Raw genomic sequence first — 18655 nt, 5'->3', positions numbered from 1 at the left:
GCGGCCCCGCCGACCGCGCCCGGCGCGCAGGGTCAGGCCGTGAGCGCCTTCGCGTACCAGCGCGTCGCGTTGGGGTTGGCGTTGTAGGGCTCGATCGGGGCGAAGCCGCTGCGCGCGTAGAGGGCGCCGGCCGCCTCGAGGGTGTGATGGGTGTCGAGGACCAACTCCGAGGCATCCCACGCCCTGGCCTGTTGTTCGAGACCCTCCAGCAGCACGCGTCCCCAGCCGCGACCGCGCGTCGACGGGTCGATGTACAGGTGCTTGACTTCGTACCGGATGCCGAGGGGTCCGTCGTCGATGCGACGGATGCCTCCGCACCCGACGTCGTTGCCGTCGTCGTCGACGGCGACGAGGAAGATCCCGGCCGGGGGAGTGAAGACGGATGCCGCGGGGAACGTGGGCTGGTAGGTCTGGCCCTTCGGGAACGCCTCGCCGCGCATCGCGAAGTACGCGGTCAGCAGCACGAGCGCGCGCGGGTCGTCAGCGGCGAGGGGTTCGAGGCGCACCATGCACAGAGCGTAACCCCATCGCGCGACGGCCTACGCTGGAGGCATGACGACGAGAGTGGCCCTCGTGGGCGGCAGCGGCAAGCTCGGCGGGATCATCCGCGCCGTGATCGACGCGGAGCCCGGCTTCGACGTGGTCGCAGTGCTGGGCTCGCGCAGCGACCTTGCCGAGATCGACGGCGCCGACCTGGTCGTCGACGCGTCGACGCCCGGCATTTCCATCGACGTCGTGCGTGCCGCGATCGAGCGTGGTATCAACGTCCTGGTCGGCACGTCGGGCTGGTCGACCGAGCGGATCGCGCTCGTGCGTCCCCTCGTCGAGGCTGCCGGCACCGGCGTCGTGTTCATCCCGAACTTCTCGCTCGGCTCGGTCATCGGGTCGGCCCTGGCCGCCGCCGCCGCGCCGCACTTCCCGTCGGTGGAGATCGTCGAGGCGCACCGCGAGACCAAGATCGACTCGCCCAGCGGCACCGCCGTGCGCACCGCTGAGCTCATCGCCGCCGCGCGCGACGAAGTCGGGCCCGTCGAGTCGCCGCACGTCGACCAGCGTGCGCGCGGGCAGCAGGTTGCGAGCGTCCCGATCCACTCGCTGCGTCGCCCCGGCGTGGTCGCGCGTCAGGAGACGATCCTGTCGGGGCCGGGTGAATCGGTGATGATCGTGCACGACACGATCGACCCGGCACTCGCGTACGCTCCGGGCATCCGTGTTGCGCTTGCCGCCGCCCGTGATGCGCGCGGCGTGACCGTCGGGCTCGACGCGCTGATCGACCTCGGCCTCGGCCCGCGGGCGGCAGCGGCAGACGAGGCACCCGTCGACGAGGGTGCGGTTCCCGGTCAGGTCGCCCGCGCCACCGGCGCATGAGCGCGCGGATCGGCGCCGCCATCATGGCGGTGCTGCTCGGGCTGTACATCGTGCTCGTCGCGCAGCGCGCGTGGCTGCTGCTGGTGTCGGGGGAGCCGATCGGCGTCGCGATGGGCATCGCCCTGATCGTGTTGCCGGGCATCGCTGCGTGGGCGCTGTGGCGTGAAATGGCGTTCGGGTTCGGTGCCCACCGCCTCGCACGACAGCTCGAAGCCGACGACGCGCTGCCGCAGGAGCAGCTCGACGTGCACCCCAGCGGCCGCCCCGATCGTGACCAGGCGGATGCCCTGTTCCCCATCTACCGCGCGGACGTCGAGGCACACCCGGACGATTGGCGCGCGTGGTTCCGGCTCGGATTGGCCTACGACGGTGCCGGCGACCGCAAGCGCGCCCGCGGCGCGCTGCGCAAGGCCATCGCCCTCGAGCGGGCCGACCGCCGCTCGCGCTGACCGGCCGCCGGACCGGCCGTGCGCGCAACCGCGCGGGGCTGGTGAACCGCCCGCCGCAATAACTCAGGAGATGCGCGGCCCCGCCCATGGGCGCGCCGCGTCATTCCGCGGTCGGCCGCCCGACGCCGACCACTCGATCCTGAGTTATTGCGGCGGCACGGTGGAGACCACGACCGCGGGCCGCGCCGCGCGGAGCGCGTGACCGCGGGCCGCGCCGCGCGGAGCGCGTGACCGCGGGCCGCGCCGCGCGGAGCGCGTGACCGCGCGGCGCTACGCCGCGGCGGGGACGGCCGCGGCGACGGCATCCTCGACGGTCGCGTGCGTGAAGGTGAAGCCGGATGCCTCGAGCGCGGCCGGCGCGACATCCATGTCGCAGGTCAGCAGTGCTTCGGTCGCATCCGTGCCGAGCACCGCCCGCATGCCCCACTCCGGCGCCCGCACGAGGTAGGGGCGGTTCATGCGCACCGCGAGCGCGAAGCCGAGATCGTTTGCGGTGGCCCGCGTCGGCCCGGTGAGGTTGACGGGTCCGTCCAGATCGCTGTCGATCACGTGCCGAATCGCGCGCACCTCGTCGGTCAGCGAGATCCACGGCCACACCTGCGTGCCGCGGCCGATCGGCCCCGACACGCCGAACCGCGTGAGCGTGAGCAGTGGCGCGAGCACGCCCTCGGCGTGCACGACGGGCGCGGTGCGCAGCAGTGCGACGCGCGCGGCAGGCCCGGCGCTGCGCGCCGCCGTCTCCCACTCGCCGCACAGATCGGCCAGGAACGTGTCGCCGCGCGGGGAATCCTCCGTCAATCGCACACCGGGCGCCGACGGGTAGTACCCGACCGCCGAGCCCGAGACCAGCGCCGGGGCGTCGTCGCCGAGCGCCCGCACCGCGGCGGCGATCGCCTGCGTCGGCGCGATGCGCGACCACACGAGGTCGTGCTTGTAGCGGCGCGTCCAGGGGAAGCGCCCGATGCTCGCGCCGTTGAGCCCCACGACCGCGCGGGCGCCCTCGAGCACCGCGGGATCGAGTCGCTCACGCTGCGGATCCCACGAGACCTCGTCCGGCGCGGTTGCGGCACGGCGCACGAGCCGCGTGACTTCGACGCCGTCCGCGCGCAGCGCTGCGACGAGCGCGCCGCCGATCAGACCGGACGAACCGGCCACGACGACGCGCCCTGCGGCATCAGGCAAGCGTTGCCTCGAGGGTGATCTCGATGCCCGCGAGCGCGGCCGACACGGGGCATCCGACCTTCGCCTCGTCCGCGATGCGCGCGAAGTCCTCGGCCGACAGGCCCGGCACGACGGCGTTGACGTTGAGGTGCGATCCGGTGATCCCGGTGCCCGGGATGAAGGTGACGGATGCCGTCGTCTCGACCGTCTCGGGCGGGGTGCCATTCTGCGCGAGGGCGTTCGACAGCGCCATGCTGTAGCACGACGAGTGCGCCGCCGCGATGAGCTCTTCCGGCGTCGTCACCGACGTGGAGCCCTCGCTGCGCGCCTTCCAGTTGACAGCGAACGGCCCCTGGTTGGAGCTCTCGAGCGCGACGTCGCCGGCTCCCTCGAACAGGCTGCCCTTCCAACTGGTGGTCGCTTCGCTGGTCACGCTCATGATGGCTCCTCCTGGGTCGGATCGGGGCGCGTTCGCACCTGTCTCGAGCCTAGACGGCGCGAGCGGACCAGGGGAGGGGTCAGGCGGTCGCGGCGCGACCGACGATGCCCGCCCGCTGCAGCACGAGGTACAGCTGGCATCCGAGGCACAGGCCGAACACAGCGTTGAGGAACGCGGCGATGAACGCCATGGCGGCGGCGATCGGCAACGCCCACGGCACGCCCACCAGGTGCAGGACCAACCCGACCGCTGTCACGAACAGGCCGACGCCCTGCGCGAAGCGCGGAGGCCGCGGGTCTTCGAGGTCGGTCGGCGGCGCCAGACGCGGCTGCACGAACCGGCGGAAGAGCGCACCCCACGGCGCCGTGCGCGGCGAGAGCACGCCCCACAGGAACAGCAGCGCGATCACGAGCGTCAGCAGGAAGCCCGGGTCGGCGGCCCGCTCGGCGACGCTGAGGGTGGGCAGCACGAAGCTCCCCGTCGCGTACGTCTCGGCGGCGAGGGGCTGGTAGCCGAACCACCCAAAGCTGCGCGCGGTGGACGAGCCGACGAGGCTCAGGAACGTCGCGACCAGCAGCAGCACGGCGGTGATGCCGGCCGCGAAGCGCGGCCCGCGCGGATCAATGCCGGCGGGGGTCTCAGACACGGGCATCCTCCGTCGTGATGCGGGCGAGCTCGAGTTCGACGGCTGTGCGGCTGGGTGTTCCGCCGAAGCGCGTCTGCACGACGCCATCACGGTCGAGGATCAGCGTCGTCGGAGTCTGCAGCACGTGGAAGTGCTTCGCGATGTCGGGGCGATGCGTCAGGTCGACGTCGAGGTGCAGGACGCCGTCGTACGATCCGGCGATCGCGTCGAGCGTGCGGTGGACGCCGGGGCAGCGGCTGCACATCTCGGTGCTGAACTGCAGCAGCGTCGCGCGCTCGCCGAGGGTATCGGCGCCCAGGCGCTCGGGTTCGACGACCTCGCTCGGGTCGAGGTGGCGCGGCCGGTTCTGCTGCCAGCGCAGGAACACGCCGACGCCGACCGTCACCGCGAGCAGCGCGGTGAGGATGAGGACGGCGGCGGGAAGGTTCACAACCGAGTAGTTTACGGGGCTGAGACCGGTATGAGCGCCGGATGCCGCCGTGTGACACCTGCTGGTCGCCGTATGACGACGCGATGTCACATTCACCCCCGCGCGGCCGGCCCCGGGTAGGGGTGGCCGCCGGTAGTCTGGCAGCGTGAGCGCGGCATCCATTCCCACCCCCTACGAAGACCTCCTGCGTGAGGTGCTCGCAGACGGTGTGCACAAGGACGATCGCACCGGAACCGGCACCACGAGCGTGTTCGGGCGGCAGATCCGCTTCGACCTGGCGCAGGGCTTCCCGCTGATCACGACCAAGCGCGTGCACCTGAAGTCGATCGTCTACGAGCTGCTGTGGTTCCTGCGCGGTGAGTCGAACGTGAGTTGGCTGCAGGAGAACGGCGTCACGATCTGGGATGAATGGGCGGATACCTCGGGCGAGCTCGGCCCCGTCTACGGCGTGCAGTGGCGGTCGTGGCCGACGCCGTCGGGCGAGCCGATCGACCAGATCACCCAGGTGATCGAGCAGATCCGCACGAACCCCGACTCGCGCCGGCTCATCGTGTCGGCGTGGAACCCGGCCGACATCCCGAACATGGCGCTCGCGCCGTGCCACGCGCTGTTCCAGTTCTACGTCGCCGACGGCAAGCTCTCGTGCCAGCTGTACCAGCGCTCTGCCGACATGTTCCTCGGGGTGCCGTTCAACATCGCCTCGTACGCGCTGCTGACGCTCATGATCGCGCAGCAGACGGGTCTTCAGCCGGGCGACTTCGTGTGGACCGGCGGCGACTGCCACGTGTACGACAACCACGTCGAGCAGGTGCGCGAGCAGCTCTCCCGCGACCCGTACCCGTATCCGACGCTGAGCTTCGCACGTAAGCCCGACTCGATCTTCGACTACACGTTCGAAGACATTGTGGTCGAGAACTATCAGCACCACCCCGCCATCCGCGCCGCGGTGGCGGTATGACCAGACTCGGCCTGATCTGGGCCGAGGCGCGCGGGCGCGTCATCGGGCGTGACGGCGGGATGCCCTGGCACGTGCCGGAAGACCTCGCCCACTTCCGTGCGAAGACGACCGGCGCCCCCGTCATCATGGGGCGGCGCACGTGGGATTCGTTCCCCGAGCGGTTCCGACCGCTGCCCGGGCGGCGCAACATCGTCGTGACGCGCAACGGCGCCTGGGAAGCAGACGGCGCGGAGCGCGCGTCGTCGCTGGATACCGCGCTCGCGCTCGTGGCATCCGCGCCGGATGCCTGGGTCATCGGCGGCGCCGGGCTGTTCGCGGAGGCGATCGAGCGTGCCGACGTGCTCGAGGTGACCGAGCTCGACCTCGAGATCGCGGACGGCGACACGTTCGCCCCGGATCGCTCCGGCTGGGCTGTCGCCGGGGTCGAGCCCGCCGACGGCTGGGCCGTGTCGCGCAGCGGGGTGCCGTACCGCTTCCTCACCCTGATTCGGGGCTGAGGGCGCGGGGCGCCCACCCCGGGCAGCCGCGCCCGCGGCCTGCGCTTCGGGAGGAGATTTCCGTTCCGGAGGAGATATCCGCCCGATTCATCCTCCCGAAGCGAAATCTCCTCCCGAACTGCACGGCTGAGGCCCCCGTAGGCTGGGCGCATGGCGAAGACGGCGCTGATCACGGGAGCGAGTTCGGGCCTCGGCGCGGAGTTCGCGCACCAGCTCGCGGCGCGTGGGGCGGATCTCGTCCTCGTCGCGCGCGACCGCGCGGCGCTCGAGGAGATCGCCGCGCGACTGCGGGCCGACCACCGGGTCGAGATCGAGGTGCTCGTCGCCGATCTCGTCGACGACGAGGGGCTCGAGTCGGTGGCGGAGCGGCTGTCCGATCCGGAGCGACCGATCGGCATCCTCGTCAACAACGCCGGTTTCGGCCTCGACCTCGACTTCGCCGCGAACGACTTCACCGATGAGCAGCGACACCTCAACCTGCACGTGCGCGCCACGATGCGCCTGAGCCACGCCGCGCTGAACGCGATGCTCGGGCGGGGGAGCGGACGGATCATCAACGTGGCATCCGTCGCCGCCTTCATGCCCCGCGGCACCTACGGCGCCGTCAAGGCGTGGATCGTCTCGTTCAGTCGCTGGGCGAACGCCGTCTACGCACCCCGCGGGGTCACCGTCACGGCCGTCTGCCCGGGCTTCACGCACACGAACTTCCACGCGCGGCTCGGACTCGCGCCCGGGCACGAGGGCATCCCGGCGTTCCTGTGGCTGGATGCCTCAGACGTCGTCCGCGAGGCGCTGCGCGACGCCGCGCAGGGCAAGGCCGTCTCGATCCCGTCGCTGCGCTACAAGATTCTGGTCGGCGCCGTGCGCCTGCTGCCCGCGCCGCTCGCCGCCCGCCTCGCCCGCACGGGCCGCTGACCTCCCCAAGAGCACCCGCACCCATCGAAACCCCGCACCGAAACCACACCCTCGACCCGCTAGCCTTGAGGCATGACGCACACGGGCAACCCCTTCGGACAGGTTCTCGTCGCGCTCGTCACTCCGATGACGGCCGACGGTGAGGTCGACTGGCCCGCTGTCGAGAAGCACATGGACGACGTCATCACGGCGGGCGCCGACGGCATCGTCGTCACGGGCACGACGGGCGAGACCTCCACCCTCACCGACCCCGAGAAGCTCCGTCTCGTCGAGGTCGGCAAGGACGTCGCCGCGGGCCGCGCCAAGATCATCACGGGCGGTGGCTCGAACGAGACCGCGCACGCGATCGAGCTCTACAAAGCCAGTGAGAAGGCTGGCGCCGACGGCATCATGATCGTCACGCCGTACTACAACAAGCCCACGCAGGCGGGCATCCTCACGCACTTCCGCCTCGTCGCCGACGCGACCGACCTGCCCGTGATCCTCTACGACATCCCGGGCCGCACGGGTGTGCCGATCAAGTACGAGACGATCCTGCGCCTCGCCAAGCACCCGAACATCCTCGCCGTGAAAGACGCCAAGGGTGACTTCAGCGAGGTCAGCCGCGTGCTCAACCAGACCGACCTGCTGTACTTCTCGGGTGATGACGCGAACGCGCTGCCGCACATGGCGATCGGCGCGACGGGCCTCATCGGCGTCACCGCGAACATCACGGCGGCCCCGTACCGCGTGATGGTGGATGCCGTGAACCGCGGCGACCTCGCCGCCGCGACCGCCGCGCACCAGAGCCTCGAACCGCTCGTGCGCGCCGTCATGACACACGTGCCCGGCACCGTCAGCGCGAAGTACATCCTGCACGGCCTCGGCCGCATCTCCAGCCCCCGCGTCCGCCTGCCCCTCGTGGGGCCGGAGGAATGGGAGGCCGCACTCATCGAAGACGAGCTGGCGCTCGTCAAGGGCGTCGAGGGCGCCGACTTCTCCAACTTCCGCCCCGACCGCAACGCGGCCGCCGGCGGAGCGCTCCCCAAGGTGCACGGCACGACTCGCTGACACCGCACGAACTCATGATCACGGATGCCCGGCCATGTGGCCGGTGTCCGAAGGAGGCATCCGATGCCCACGAACGTCTACGAAGCCCCTGCCCTCGAGAAGGGCAGCCTGCGTGTCATCCCGCTCGGCGGGCTCGGCGAGGTCGGCCGCAACATGACCGTCTTCGAGTACGACGGCAAGCTGCTGATCGTCGACTGCGGGGTGCTGTTCCCCGAAGAGCACCAGCCCGGTGTCGACCTGATCCTGCCCGACTTCGAGCCGATCAAGAACCGGCTCGATGACGTCGTCGGCCTCGTGCTGACGCACGGTCACGAAGACCACATCGGCGCCGTACCGTACCTGCTCAAGCTCAAGAGCGACATTCCCCTCATCGGCTCGCAGCTCACGCTCGCGCTCGTCGAGGCGAAGCTCAAGGAGCACCGCATCAAGGCGTACACGCTCACCGTCGCCGAAGGCGAAGAGGAAGAGGTCGGCCCGTTCGACCTCGAGTTCGTCGCGGTCAACCACTCGATTCCGGATGCCCTCGCCGTCGCCATCCACACGGATGCTGGCACCGTGCTCGCCACGGGTGACTTCAAGATGGACCAGCTGCCGCTGGACGGGCGCCTCACCGACCTCCGCGCGTTCGCGAGCCTCGGCGAAGACGGGGTCGACCTGTTCCTCGTCGACTCGACGAACGCCGACGTCCCCGGCTTCACGCCCACCGAGCGCGCGATCGGGCCGGTTCTGGACCAGGTCATCGCGAAGGCCCCGCGCCGCGTCATCGTCGCGAGCTTCTCGAGCCACGTGCACCGCGTGCAGCAGGTCATCGACGCAGCCGCCGCGAACGGTCGGCGCGTCGCCTTCCTCGGCCGCTCGATGGTGCGCAACATGACGATCGCCGAGGACCTCGGCTACCTGCGCGTGCCGGACGGCGTGCTGATCGACTACAAGAAGGCGCAAGACCTGCCCGACGACAAGATCGTCTACATGTCGACCGGTTCGCAGGGCGAACCGATGGCTGTGCTCAGCCGCATGGCGAACCTCGACCACGCGATCGAGCCCGGTCCCGGCGACACCGTGATCCTGGCATCCAGCCTCATCCCGGGCAACGAGAACGCCGTCTACCGCGTCATCGACGGGCTCACCAAGCTCGGCGCCAACGTCGTGCACAAGGGCAACGCGAAGGTCCACGTCTCGGGTCACGCCGCCGCCGGCGAGCTGCTGTACTGCTACAACATCCTGCAGCCGCGCAACGTCATGCCCGTGCACGGCGAGTACCGGCACCTGATGGCCAACGCGAAGCTCGCGCAAGACACGGGCATCCCGGCAGAGAACACGATCATCGCCGAGAACGGCACCGTCGTCGACCTGCGTGACGGCGTCGCGAAGGTCGTCGGGCAGCTCGACCTCGGCTTCGTCTACGTCGACGGCTCGACCGTCGGTGAGATCACCGACGCCGACCTCAAGGACCGCCGCATCCTCGGCGAAGAGGGCTTCATCTCGGTGATCGTCGTGGTGGATGCCTCGAGCGGCCGGATCATCACGGGGCCCGAGATCCACGCGCGCGGTTTCGCCGAGGACGACAGCGTCTTCGACTCGGTCAAGCCCAAGATCGCCGCCGCCCTCACCGAGGCCGCGCAGTCGGGCGTCCGCGACACGCATGCGCTGTCGCAGGTCGTGCGCCGCACGATCGGTCGCTGGGTCAACCAGCAGCTGCGTCGCCGCCCCATGATCGTGCCGCTCGTCATCGAGGCGTAACACACTCCGGCTAACATCTGGCCATGGCAGCGTCGTTCCGTCTTCGACCGGCCGTCCAGGCCGATGGCGCCTCCCTCGGCGACATGGTGGTGGAGGCTGCGAACTGGCGCGAGGGCGGCGCCCGGCCGAAGCACCAGGTGATGACCAGCTCTGACCACAGTCGGTACGTCACCGGGTGGATGCGGCCGGGGGATGCCGGGTTCATCGCGGTCGACGCGCAGGACAGCCCCGTCGGCGCCGCCTGGTATCGGATGCTGCCGCGCACCGATCCCGGGTTCGGCTACGTCGGCACGGGGGTGCCCGAGCTCATCATCGGCGTGCGGCCCATCTGGCGCGCCCACGGCGTGGGGCGCGCCCTGCTTCAGCAGCTGTGCGAGCACGCCCGGGCGCAGGGCTTCGGCCGCATCAGCCTGTCGGTCGAGCGCGGCAACTTCGCGCAGACCTTCTATCGCAGCGAGGGCTTCGCTGTGACCGCGGCCGGCCACGGCCGCAGCACGATGGTCAAGCGCCTCCGCTGACCGCGCCCCTGGCCCCCGAGCTTGTCGAGGGGCCGCGCGCGCAGACTGGCCTCCGAGCTTGTCGAGGGGCCGCGTCAATCCGCGGAATCCCGGGCCGGTGCGCCTACCGTGGAGTAATGGCACGATCGAGCACGCCCACGAACGCCCGCGCGTCGGCGAAGGGCTCCTCGTCGCGCGCCCGCAAGCCCGATCCGGCGCCCAAGCGCTACGTCGACGACGTCGACAAGCCGCCCGTGTTCGTGCGCGCATGGCTCGGCCTGGCGCATGCGACCGGCGGCATGTTCCGCGCGTTCGGCTCAGAGTCGCTCGAGAAGGACCAGCGCCGCGACGGCTTCCCGTTCCTCCTCGTGCTGCTCGCGATCGCGGGCGCCATCGTCGAGTGGTTCATGATCGGCACCGATGCCGGCACCAACATCAGCGCGTTCACGGTCGGCGCACTCATCGGCCGCGAGGCCTTCATCATGCCGGTGCTGTTGCTTCTGCTCGCGGGCTGGCTCTTCCGGCATCCGCCGTCCGTCCACGACAACGGCCGCATCGGCATCGGCTTCGGCCTGTTCATCCTCGCCATCGCGGGGTTCTGCCACGTCGCCGGCGGACGTCCGCAGCCCAAGTCGGGCCTGCCCGCCCTCAGCGAAGCCGGTGGCCTGTTCGGCTGGATGGTGGGCGAGCCGCTGACGATCCTCACCGAGATCGGGGCGTATCTCGTCCTCGGCATCCTGACCGTGCTGAGCGTGCTGATCCTCACCAAGACGCCGCCCAACCGCATCGGGCGTCGCCTCGGCGAACTCTACGCGTGGATGTTCGACGCCGAACGTCCGCAGCCTGAGGATGCCACGGCGACCGGCCCCACCGTCGCCTTCGGCGCCGAGGAAGGCGACGAGAAGGATGCCGGCACGCCGTGGTGGCGCCGCAACAAGACGGGCCGTGAAGAGGATGCCGACGGCAACCTCGGCGCCGACGATCTGACCGAACTGCTCAGCACGAGCGGCGCGGGTGGCTTCGACCAGGCCATCGCGACGCCGGCGGTGCCGCCGATGCCGCCGCTGCCCGACGCCGCGACCGAGGTCCTCGACCCCGCCGTCATCGCGAGCGCGAAGCGCGCGGCGCGCAAGGCCGACACGGGCATCCGCGAGGACAGCGGCGAGATCATCCTCGACGACGGCATCCTGCCCGGCATCTCCGGCCTCGGCGACGACCACGACGGTCAGCCGCCGCAGGCGCCGTACCGCCTGCCCGCCGTGACGGCGCTCGCGCAGGGCACGCCGCCCAAGGCCCGCTCCGAGGCGAACGACGCGATCGTGCGCGCCGTGATGAACGTGTTCGAGCAGTTCTCGGTGGATGCCAAGGTGACGGGCTTCTCGCGCGGCCCGACAGTGACGCAGTACGAGATCGAGCTCGGCCCGGGCGTGAAGGTCGAGCGCATCACCGCGCTGACCAACAACATCGCGTACGCCGTGGCATCCAACGAGGTCCGCATCCTCGCGCCGATCCCCGGCAAGAGCGCGATCGGGGTTGAGATCCCCAACACCGACCGCGAGATCGTGACGCTCGGCGACGTGCTGCGCTCGCCGGCCGCGACGAGCCAGACCCACCCGATGACGATCGGTGTGGGCAAGGACGTCGGCGGCGGCTACGTCGTCGCGAACCTCGCGAAGATGCCCCACCTGCTCGTGGCCGGTTCCACCGGATCGGGCAAGTCGAGCTTCGTGAACTCGATGATCACGTCGCTGCTGATGCGCGCCAAGCCGTCGGAAGTGCGGATGGTGCTGATCGACCCGAAGCGCGTCGAGCTCACCAGCTACGCGGGCGTTCCGCACCTGATCACCCCCATCATCACGAACCCCAAGAAGGCCGCCGAGGCGCTGCAGTGGGTCGTCAAGGAGATGGACATGCGGTACGACGACCTCGCGTCGTTCGGGTTCCGCCACATCGACGACTTCAACAAGGCCGTCATCGCGGGGGAGATCAACCTCCCCGTCGGCAGCGAGCGCGTACTCAAGCCCTACCCGTACCTGCTGGTCGTCGTCGATGAGCTCGCCGACCTCATGATGGTCGCCCCGCGCGACGTCGAAGACTCGATCGTGCGCATCACACAGCTGGCCCGCGCGAGCGGCATCCACCTCGTCCTCGCGACGCAGCGGCCGTCGGTCGACGTCGTGACGGGCCTCATCAAGGCCAACGTGCCCTCGCGTCTCGCGTTCGCCGTGACGAGCGTCACCGACTCGCGCGTCATCCTCGACCAGCCCGGTGCCGACCGGCTCATCGGGCAGGGCGACGGCCTGTTCCTGCCGATGGGGGCGTCCAAGGCGCTGCGCGTGCAGGGAGCCTGGGTCGCCGAGAGCGAGATCGAGAAGGTCGTCAGCCACGTCAAGAACCAGGCACGGCCCGAGTACCGCGCCGACGTGCAGGCCGTCGCCGAGAAGAAGGAAGTCGACGCCGACATCGGTGACGACCTCGAGCTTCTGCTGGCCGCCGCCGAACAGATCATCTCGACGCAGTTCGGCTCGACCTCGATGCTGCAGCGCAAGCTCCGCGTCGGCTTCGCGAAGGCCGGGCGCCTCATGGACCTGCTCGAGTCGCGCGAGATCGTCGGCCCGTCCGAGGGGTCTAAAGCCCGCGACGTCCTCGTGACGCCCGACCAGCTGCCCGAAGTGCTCGCGCGGCTGCGCGGCGACGAGCCGCCCGCGGCCGCTGCGGCGCCCGCGCCGGACGGCTACGGGCCCGACGCCGTGAACGCCCAGTTCGACGGCTACGAGGTCGTGGACAGCGAAGACGAGTCTGAGGACGCCTGGGGCCTGACCGGGCGTGACTGACCCGCGCCGGGTTCGAAAGGTAGGCTCGGCTCGTGGCCATCCCCCGGCAACTGCCCAACGCGATCACGATCGTGCGCATCTTCTGCGCGCCGATCTTCCTCTGGATGCTGCTGGCGGATGCCGGCGCCGACGGCGCACTGCGCTGGTGGGCGGCAGTGCTGTTCATCGTCGCGATCGCGACCGACGGCATCGACGGGTACCTCGCACGGAAGTACGAGATCGTCACCGACCTCGGCAAGCTGCTCGACCCGATCGCCGACAAGGCCCTGACCGGTTGCGCGTTCGTGGGACTGTCGATCCTCGGCGAGCTGCCGTGGTGGGTCACGATCCTCGTCCTCGTGCGCGAGATCGGCGTCACGGTGCACCGGCTCATCGTCGCGAGCAACCACGTCGTGGCGGCCGCCTGGATGGGCAAGCTCAAGACCGTTGCGCAGGCCGTTGCGCTCTCGCTCGCGCTGCTGCCGCTGTGGACGATCGTGGGGGACTGGATCCACGTCGTGAACACCGTCGCGATGTGGATCGCCGTGCTCCTGACGGTCGCGAGCGGCGTCGACTACGTCGTCACCGAGGTGCGCGGCGCCCGGGCATCCCGCCCCTCCTCGGAAGGGGGGCGCGCGTGAGTTCTCCTGTGCCCGGTCGGATGCCTGCGCGTCCGCACGTTTCAGAACTCCCGGATGACCTCGAGAGCACGCAGGTCTCGGCCGGTCGGCTCTCGGAGCCGGAGCGGCTCGTGGCGCGCCTGAGCGAACTGGGCTGGACGCTGGGCATCGCCGAATCGCTCACCGGCGGACTCGTCGTCGCGTCGGTCGTCGATGTCGCGGGGGCATCCGCCGTGCTGCGCGGCGGCATCGTCGCCTATGCAACTGATCTCAAAGCGCGGCTGCTGGGCGTCGACGAGACGCTGCTCGCGGCGCATGGTCCCGTCCACGCGCGCGTCGCACGACAGATGGCCGAGGGGGTGCGCCGGGCCGTGGGTACGGACGACGGTATCCCCGCCGATGTGGGCATCGCCACCACCGGCATCGCCGGGCCGCTCTCACCCGACGGGCAGCCGGTGGGCACCGTCCACGTGGCCGTGTCGACGCCCCTCGGCTCGCGCGTCGAGTCGGTGCTGCTGGACGGCGACCGCTCCGCCATCCGCGCCGAAGCGGCCGCTCTCGCCGTGCGCATCGCGCTGGAGGCGCTCTGAGTTTTGCGGCTCTGGGTTTTCGGCTCCGGGATTGGTGCTTCTGGGGTCTGCGGCTTTGGGGTCTGCGGGGAATACGGGGTGTGACATCCCTGTTACGTCTCATCGATTCCCACCCTTTCCCCAGCGCTCGGGTCTAGGTTGAGATCAAGATCCTGTACTGTTATCCACCCGGATACAGATCGACTGTCAGAGGAGGGGGCCCGACATGATCCTGGTTCGTCAAGAGATCGGCGAAGTCCTGCGCGACTTCCGTCTGCAGAAGGGGCGCACCCTCCGCCAGGTGGCGGGACGCGCCAGCGTCGCCCTCGGCTACCTGAGCGAAGTCGAGCGCGGTCAGAAGGAAGCTTCGAGCGAGATCCTCGCGTCGGTCGCGGAAGCGCTCGACACCCCGATCTCGACCATCATGCGCGAAGTGGGCGACCGCATCTCCGTGCTCGAGGGCCTGCAGGTCTTCCCCGACGTGGTCCCCGACGACCTTGTGGCGCTGGACCGCGACATGCAGTCCGAGCTGTCGCTGCACTGACGTGCGGCGCAGTGAGTTCCAGCGCGCCGTCGACGATGAGTTCGGTCTGCGCGCCGTTTCCCTCCTGAGCGATCTGTCGCTGAGCGGCGTCGGTCACCGCACTGCCGTGCAGGCGCTGGCCGATGGCGTCGATCCACGCGATGTCTGGCTGGCGCTGTGCGTCGAGACCGACGTCCCTGAGTCGCGTCGCCACGGCGTCGGCCGGCTCGAGCCGCGCCGGCGCTGACGCGGGCGCGCCGCCCGCTGGTCCCTGCCGACGCGTCGGTGTGTCGCGATCCGGCGTGTCGTCGTACTTTTGTTCGAGACGCGCATAGGCTCCTCCACAAGAGGGATCGCCGCGAGGTTGTCCACAAATGTGCGGGTTTCGCCGACCGATGTCGGTGGCCCTCCGTAGCGTGAACAACGTCAACACGACACCTCCGCCTTGTCGCAGAATCCTCTCCGTCGGAGGGGAGCGCGACAGCCTACAGGCGACGGATACCCCGACGCGGCGCAGCCGCCGAAGGCAGAGCACGAAGGAGCACGTCATGCCATCACCCGCCGACCGCGAGAAGGCCCTCGAATCGGCCCTCGCCCAGATCGACCGGCAGTTCGGAAAGGGCTCGGTGATGCGTCTCGGCAGCGACGAGCGCGCTCCCGTCGCCGTCATCCCTACCGGATCCATCGCCCTCGATGTCGCCCTCGGCGTCGGCGGGCTCCCGCGTGGCCGCATCGTGGAGATCTACGGTCCCGAGTCGTCGGGTAAGACGACGCTGACCCTGCACGCGATCGCCAACGTCCAGCGCGCCGGAGGCATCGCCGCCTTCATCGACGCCGAGCACGCCCTCGATCCCGACTACGCGCAGAAGCTCGGCGTCGACATCGACCAGCTGCTCGTGTCGCAGCCCGACACGGGCGAGCAGGCGCTCGAGATCGCCGACATGCTCGTGCGCTCGGGTGCCATCGACCTCGTCGTCATCGACTCCGTCGCGGCCCTCGTGCCCAAGGCTGAGATCGAAGGCGAGATGGGCGACTCGCACGTGGGTCTGCAGGCTCGACTCATGTCGCAGGCGCTGCGCAAGCTCACCGGTGGACTGAACCAGACCGGCACCACGATGATCTTCATCAACCAGCTGCGCGAGAAGATCGGCGTGTTCTTCGGGTCGCCCGAGACCACCGCCGGTGGCAAGGCGCTGAAGTTCTACGCGTCGGTGCGCCTCGACATCCGCCGCATCGAGACCCTGAAGGACGGGACGGATGCCGTGGGCAACCGCACCCGCGTCAAGGTCGTCAAGAACAAGATGGCGCCGCCGTTCAAGCAGGCCGAGTTCGACATCCTGTACGGCGTCGGCATCTCGCGCGAGGGCTCGCTCATCGACTTCGGCGTCGAGCATGCGATCGTCAAGAAGTCGGGTGCGTGGTACACCTACGACGGTGAGCAGCTCGGTCAGGGCAAGGAGAATGCGCGCAACTTCCTGCTCAAGAACACCGACATCGCCGCCGACATCGAGCAGAAGATCCTGCAGAAGCTCGGCATCGGCCAGCCCAAGGCCGCCGAGGGCGCACCCGTCGCCGACCTGGCCGAGCGCCGCCCGGCCTGATGCCCGGGGATGAACCCCTCGCGCCCGTGATCCCGCTGTTCGGCGGGGCGGCTCCGACCGCTCCCGCCGAACAGCCGGATCCGTCCGGCGAGTGGAACAACACGTGGGCGGCGCCGGCGGACCGCGCCGCGGGGGCGTTCGCGGGTTCTGACGCTCGCGGGGCGGGCGGTGCGGGGCTTCGCGACGCGGGGGCTCGCGGCGCGGCCTCGCGGGGTGCCGAGACCGGCAAAACTGAACCGGATGCCGCGGAGGCGGCCGCTGCCGCCGAGGCTGCGCTGCTGCGCAAACTGCGCACCCGCTCGCTGTCGATCCGCGAGGCACGCGCCGTGCTGCGTGAGCGCGACGTCGACGAGAACTCCGCTGAAGAGGTCATCGAGCGGTTCGTCGAGCACGGATATCTCGACGATGCGAAGCTCGCGGAGCAGCTGATCCACAGCGGCGTTGAGCGAAAAGGCCAAGGGCGGATGATGCTCGCGCAGTCGCTCAGCAAGCGAGGCATCCCGCGGGAGATCGTCGATGCGGCGCTGGCGGAGCTGCCCGACGACGAGTTCGAGCGCGCGCTCGCGTTCGCCCGGCAGAAGGCGCGGCCGCTGGCGAGCCTCGACCGCGACACGGCGCTGCGCCGTCTGTCCGGCCAGTTGGCGCGCCGCGGCTACGGCTCGGTGGCGCTGTCGGCCGCCCGCCAGGCGCTCGATGAGGCATCCCGACCGCCGTCGCGTGGAGTGCGGTTCGAGTAGCGGCCACGGGCCGGCGTGCAGGCGCGGCTCGTAGAATGGTGCGATCATGACTTCTCCGTCCGCCGCCCCGACTCTGATCGCCCCGTCGACCGCAGCGATCGCCGCCGATGGCCGCACTCGAACCTACGAGGTGCGCACCTTCGGCTGCCAGATGAACGTGCACGACTCCGAGCGGCTCTCCGGCTCGCTCGAGAGCGCCGGGTACGTCCGTGCCGATGCGGGCGTCGAAGCCGACGTCGTCGTCATCAACACGTGCGCCGTGCGTGACAACGCGGCCGGCAAGCTCTACGGCACGCTCGGACACCTCAAGAGCCGCAAAGACAAGCACGAGGGCATGCAGATCGCCGTCGGCGGATGCCTCGCCCAGATGGACAAGGACGCCGTCCTCGACAAGGCCCCGTGGGTCGACGTCGTCTTCGGCACGCACAACATGGGGTCGCTGCCGAGTCTGCTCGAACGCGCCCGCCACAACGGCGACGCCGAGCTCGAGATCCTCGAGTCGCTCGAGGTGTTCCCCTCGACCCTCCCGACCAAGCGCGACTCGGTCTACAGTGGCTGGGTCTCGATCTCGGTCGGCTGCAACAACACGTGCACCTTCTGCATCGTCCCGCACCTGCGCGGCAAAGAGAAGGATCGTCGCCCCGGCGACATCCTGAACGAGATCCGCCTGCTCGTCGACGACGGTGCGATCGAGGTCACCCTTCTCGGTCAGAACGTCAACAGCTACGGGGTCGAGTTCGGCGACCGGCAGGCGTTCGGCAAGCTCCTGCGCGCCGCCGGTGAGATCCCGGGTCTCGAGCGCATCCGCTTCACGAGTCCGCACCCGGCGGCCTTCACCGATGACGTCATCGATGCGATGGCCGAGACCCCGCAGGTCATGCCGCAGCTTCACATGCCGCTGCAGTCGGGCTCCGACGGCATCCTCAAGGCGATGCGCCGCTCGTACCGCAGCGAGAAGTTCCTCGGCATCCTCGAAGGCGTGCGCGAGCGCATCCCGAACGCCGCGATCTCCACCGACATCATCGTCGGGTTCCCCGGCGAGACCGACGAAGATTTCGAAGATACGCTGCGCGTCGTCGAGCAGGCCCGCTTCGCGAGCGCGTTCACGTTCCAGTACTCGATCCGCGAGGGCACGCCCGCAGCCACGATGCCGAACCAGGTGCCCAAGGCCGTCGTGCAGGAGCGCTACGAGCGCCTCGTCGCGCTGCAGGATCGCATCAGCCTCGAAGAGAACCAGGCACAGGTCGGCCGCACCCTCGAGGTGCTCGTCTCAACCGGCGAAGGCAAGAAGGATGCCTCGACGCACCGCCTCACTGGGCGCGCCGAAGACAACCGCCTCGTGCACTTCGAGCTGCCGGCCGGCAGTGAGACCCCGCGCCCCGGCGATGTCGTCACGGTCACGGTCACGCATGCGGCGCCGTTCCACCTGCTCGCCGACAGTGCCGACGGTGCACCCCTGCGCATCCGCCGCACCCGTGCCGGCGACGCGTGGGACCGCACGCAGGCCGAGTCCTGCGCCGTGCCGGCGCCTGCGACGCTGACCGCCGACGGGCGGCGCGCTGTGGGCCTGGGCATCCCGACCCTTCGGCAGTGACGGCTTCCTGGTCGTTGGGCGAGCCGGGAAGCGACTCGGCTGAGGCGG

21 protein-coding genes are annotated in these 18655 nt (G+C 70.1%); 16 read left to right on the top strand and 5 right to left on the bottom strand.

Annotated features, from left to right (window positions below):
• Positions 1-32: 32 nt before the first annotated feature.
• Positions 33-509 carry a GNAT family N-acetyltransferase gene (locus BGO46_RS08300; RefSeq protein WP_292678677.1) on the bottom strand — a complete coding sequence of 159 codons (477 nt, stop codon included), beginning with the start codon at positions 507-509 and terminating at the stop codon, positions 33-35.
• A 43-nt stretch (positions 510-552) separates the two neighbouring features.
• On the opposite strand from BGO46_RS08300, the gene BGO46_RS08295 reads away from it, so the two are divergent.
• Together BGO46_RS08295 and BGO46_RS08290 are read left to right on the top strand one after the other, a co-directional pair.
• Positions 553-1368, top strand: coding sequence for a dihydrodipicolinate reductase C-terminal domain-containing protein (locus BGO46_RS08295; protein WP_292678674.1), 816 nt, complete (start codon positions 553-555; stop codon positions 1366-1368).
• Entirely contained in the window at positions 1365-1817 is a 453-nt protein-coding gene (locus tag BGO46_RS08290) for a hypothetical protein (RefSeq protein ID WP_292678671.1), read from the top strand. Before BGO46_RS08295 ends, BGO46_RS08290 begins: the two co-directional genes overlap by 4 nt.
• A 270-nt stretch (positions 1818-2087) precedes the next feature.
• Here the strand turns inward: BGO46_RS08290 and BGO46_RS08285 are convergent, their stop codons facing one another.
• From BGO46_RS08285 to BGO46_RS08270, 4 genes are all read right to left on the bottom strand, one after another.
• Positions 2088-2999 (bottom strand): TIGR01777 family oxidoreductase, encoded by a 912-nt coding sequence (locus BGO46_RS08285; RefSeq protein ID WP_292678669.1) that lies wholly within the window; start codon positions 2997-2999, stop codon positions 2088-2090.
• Positions 2992-3417, bottom strand: a complete 426-nt coding sequence (locus BGO46_RS08280; protein ID WP_292678666.1) for an OsmC family peroxiredoxin — start codon at positions 3415-3417, stop codon at positions 2992-2994. The genes BGO46_RS08285 and BGO46_RS08280 overlap by 8 nt, the downstream gene beginning before the upstream one ends.
• Before the next feature lie 79 nt (positions 3418-3496).
• On the bottom strand, positions 3497-4069 hold the full coding sequence (locus BGO46_RS08275) for a DUF4395 domain-containing protein (RefSeq protein ID WP_292678663.1): 573 nt from the start codon (positions 4067-4069) through the stop codon (positions 3497-3499).
• Positions 4056-4493 carry a thioredoxin family protein gene (locus BGO46_RS08270; protein WP_292678660.1) on the bottom strand — a complete coding sequence of 146 codons (438 nt, stop codon included), beginning with the start codon at positions 4491-4493 and terminating at the stop codon, positions 4056-4058. Before BGO46_RS08270 ends, BGO46_RS08275 begins: the two co-directional genes overlap by 14 nt.
• 145 nt (positions 4494-4638) lie before the next feature.
• On the opposite strand from BGO46_RS08270, the gene BGO46_RS08265 reads away from it, so the two are divergent.
• From BGO46_RS08265 to miaB, 14 genes are all read left to right on the top strand, one after another.
• Entirely contained in the window at positions 4639-5451 is an 813-nt protein-coding gene (locus BGO46_RS08265; RefSeq protein WP_292678657.1) for a thymidylate synthase, read from the top strand.
• On the top strand, positions 5448-5948 hold the full coding sequence (locus BGO46_RS08260) for a dihydrofolate reductase (RefSeq protein WP_292678654.1): 501 nt from the start codon (positions 5448-5450) through the stop codon (positions 5946-5948). The genes BGO46_RS08265 and BGO46_RS08260 overlap by 4 nt, the downstream gene beginning before the upstream one ends.
• Before the next feature lie 150 nt (positions 5949-6098).
• Positions 6099-6863, top strand: a complete 765-nt coding sequence (locus BGO46_RS08255; RefSeq protein WP_292678652.1) for an SDR family oxidoreductase — start codon at positions 6099-6101, stop codon at positions 6861-6863.
• A gap of 72 nt (positions 6864-6935) precedes the next feature.
• Positions 6936-7913 carry a 4-hydroxy-tetrahydrodipicolinate synthase gene (gene dapA, locus BGO46_RS08250; RefSeq protein WP_292678649.1) on the top strand — a complete coding sequence of 326 codons (978 nt, stop codon included), beginning with the start codon at positions 6936-6938 and terminating at the stop codon, positions 7911-7913.
• Between the two features lie 63 nt (positions 7914-7976).
• Positions 7977-9653, top strand: coding sequence for a ribonuclease J (locus BGO46_RS08245; protein ID WP_292678646.1), 1677 nt, complete (start codon positions 7977-7979; stop codon positions 9651-9653).
• 23 nt (positions 9654-9676) lie between these two features.
• Positions 9677-10171, top strand: a complete 495-nt coding sequence (locus tag BGO46_RS08240; protein WP_292678643.1) for a GNAT family N-acetyltransferase — start codon at positions 9677-9679, stop codon at positions 10169-10171.
• 116 nt (positions 10172-10287) lie between these two features.
• A complete protein-coding gene (locus tag BGO46_RS08235; protein WP_292678641.1) occupies positions 10288-12984 on the top strand; it encodes a DNA translocase FtsK in 2697 nt (898 codons plus the stop codon).
• A 32-nt stretch (positions 12985-13016) separates the two neighbouring features.
• A complete protein-coding gene (gene pgsA, locus BGO46_RS08230) occupies positions 13017-13604 on the top strand; it encodes a CDP-diacylglycerol--glycerol-3-phosphate 3-phosphatidyltransferase (RefSeq protein ID WP_292678638.1) in 588 nt (195 codons plus the stop codon).
• Between the two features lie 20 nt (positions 13605-13624).
• Entirely contained in the window at positions 13625-14173 is a 549-nt protein-coding gene (locus BGO46_RS08225; RefSeq protein ID WP_292678714.1) for a CinA family protein, read from the top strand.
• Positions 14174-14378: 205 nt separating this feature from the next.
• Positions 14379-14696, top strand: a complete 318-nt coding sequence (locus tag BGO46_RS08220) for a helix-turn-helix transcriptional regulator (RefSeq protein ID WP_292678635.1) — start codon at positions 14379-14381, stop codon at positions 14694-14696.
• A 1-nt stretch (position 14697) separates the two neighbouring features.
• The gene (locus BGO46_RS08215; protein ID WP_292678632.1) at positions 14698-14922 is read left to right on the top strand and encodes a DUF3046 domain-containing protein; all 225 of its coding nucleotides are present in this window, start codon (positions 14698-14700) and stop codon (positions 14920-14922) included.
• Between the two features lie 301 nt (positions 14923-15223).
• Positions 15224-16276 (top strand): recombinase RecA, encoded by a 1053-nt coding sequence (gene recA / locus BGO46_RS08210; RefSeq protein ID WP_292678629.1) that lies wholly within the window; start codon positions 15224-15226, stop codon positions 16274-16276.
• Complete coding sequence (locus BGO46_RS08205; protein ID WP_292678627.1) at positions 16276-17013, top strand: regulatory protein RecX; 738 nt, start codon at positions 16276-16278, stop codon at positions 17011-17013. Before recA ends, BGO46_RS08205 begins: the two co-directional genes overlap by 1 nt.
• A 46-nt stretch (positions 17014-17059) precedes the next feature.
• Positions 17060-18607, top strand: coding sequence for a tRNA (N6-isopentenyl adenosine(37)-C2)-methylthiotransferase MiaB (gene miaB, locus BGO46_RS08200; RefSeq protein WP_292678624.1), 1548 nt, complete (start codon positions 17060-17062; stop codon positions 18605-18607).
• The last annotated feature ends 48 nt before the right edge of the window (positions 18608-18655 follow it).

The sequence above is a fragment of the Microbacterium sp. 70-16 genome (assembly GCF_001898315.1).
GTDB lineage: Bacteria > Actinomycetota > Actinomycetes > Actinomycetales > Microbacteriaceae > Microbacterium.
This window is presented reverse-complemented; position numbering and strand designations above follow the sequence as displayed.

Coding starts and splice junctions, on each gene's coding strand:
- BGO46_RS08300 (WP_292678677.1), bottom strand. CDS start 509: ATGGTGCGCCTCGAACCCCTCGCCGCTGACGACCCGCGCGCGCTCGTG.
- BGO46_RS08295 (WP_292678674.1), top strand. CDS start 553: ATGACGACGAGAGTGGCCCTCGTGGGCGGCAGCGGCAAGCTCGGCGGG.
- BGO46_RS08290 (WP_292678671.1), top strand. CDS start 1,365: ATGAGCGCGCGGATCGGCGCCGCCATCATGGCGGTGCTGCTCGGGCTG.
- BGO46_RS08280 (WP_292678666.1), bottom strand. CDS start 3,417: ATGAGCGTGACCAGCGAAGCGACCACCAGTTGGAAGGGCAGCCTGTTC.
- BGO46_RS08275 (WP_292678663.1), bottom strand. CDS start 4,069: ATGCCCGTGTCTGAGACCCCCGCCGGCATTGATCCGCGCGGGCCGCGC.
- BGO46_RS08260 (WP_292678654.1), top strand. CDS start 5,448: ATGACCAGACTCGGCCTGATCTGGGCCGAGGCGCGCGGGCGCGTCATC.
- BGO46_RS08255 (WP_292678652.1), top strand. CDS start 6,099: ATGGCGAAGACGGCGCTGATCACGGGAGCGAGTTCGGGCCTCGGCGCG.
- dapA (WP_292678649.1), top strand. CDS start 6,936: ATGACGCACACGGGCAACCCCTTCGGACAGGTTCTCGTCGCGCTCGTC.
- BGO46_RS08245 (WP_292678646.1), top strand. CDS start 7,977: ATGCCCACGAACGTCTACGAAGCCCCTGCCCTCGAGAAGGGCAGCCTG.
- BGO46_RS08240 (WP_292678643.1), top strand. CDS start 9,677: ATGGCAGCGTCGTTCCGTCTTCGACCGGCCGTCCAGGCCGATGGCGCC.
- BGO46_RS08235 (WP_292678641.1), top strand. CDS start 10,288: ATGGCACGATCGAGCACGCCCACGAACGCCCGCGCGTCGGCGAAGGGC.
- BGO46_RS08225 (WP_292678714.1), top strand. CDS start 13,625: ATGCCTGCGCGTCCGCACGTTTCAGAACTCCCGGATGACCTCGAGAGC.
- BGO46_RS08220 (WP_292678635.1), top strand. CDS start 14,379: ATGATCCTGGTTCGTCAAGAGATCGGCGAAGTCCTGCGCGACTTCCGT.
- recA (WP_292678629.1), top strand. CDS start 15,224: ATGCCATCACCCGCCGACCGCGAGAAGGCCCTCGAATCGGCCCTCGCC.
- BGO46_RS08205 (WP_292678627.1), top strand. CDS start 16,276: ATGCCCGGGGATGAACCCCTCGCGCCCGTGATCCCGCTGTTCGGCGGG.
- miaB (WP_292678624.1), top strand. CDS start 17,060: ATGACTTCTCCGTCCGCCGCCCCGACTCTGATCGCCCCGTCGACCGCA.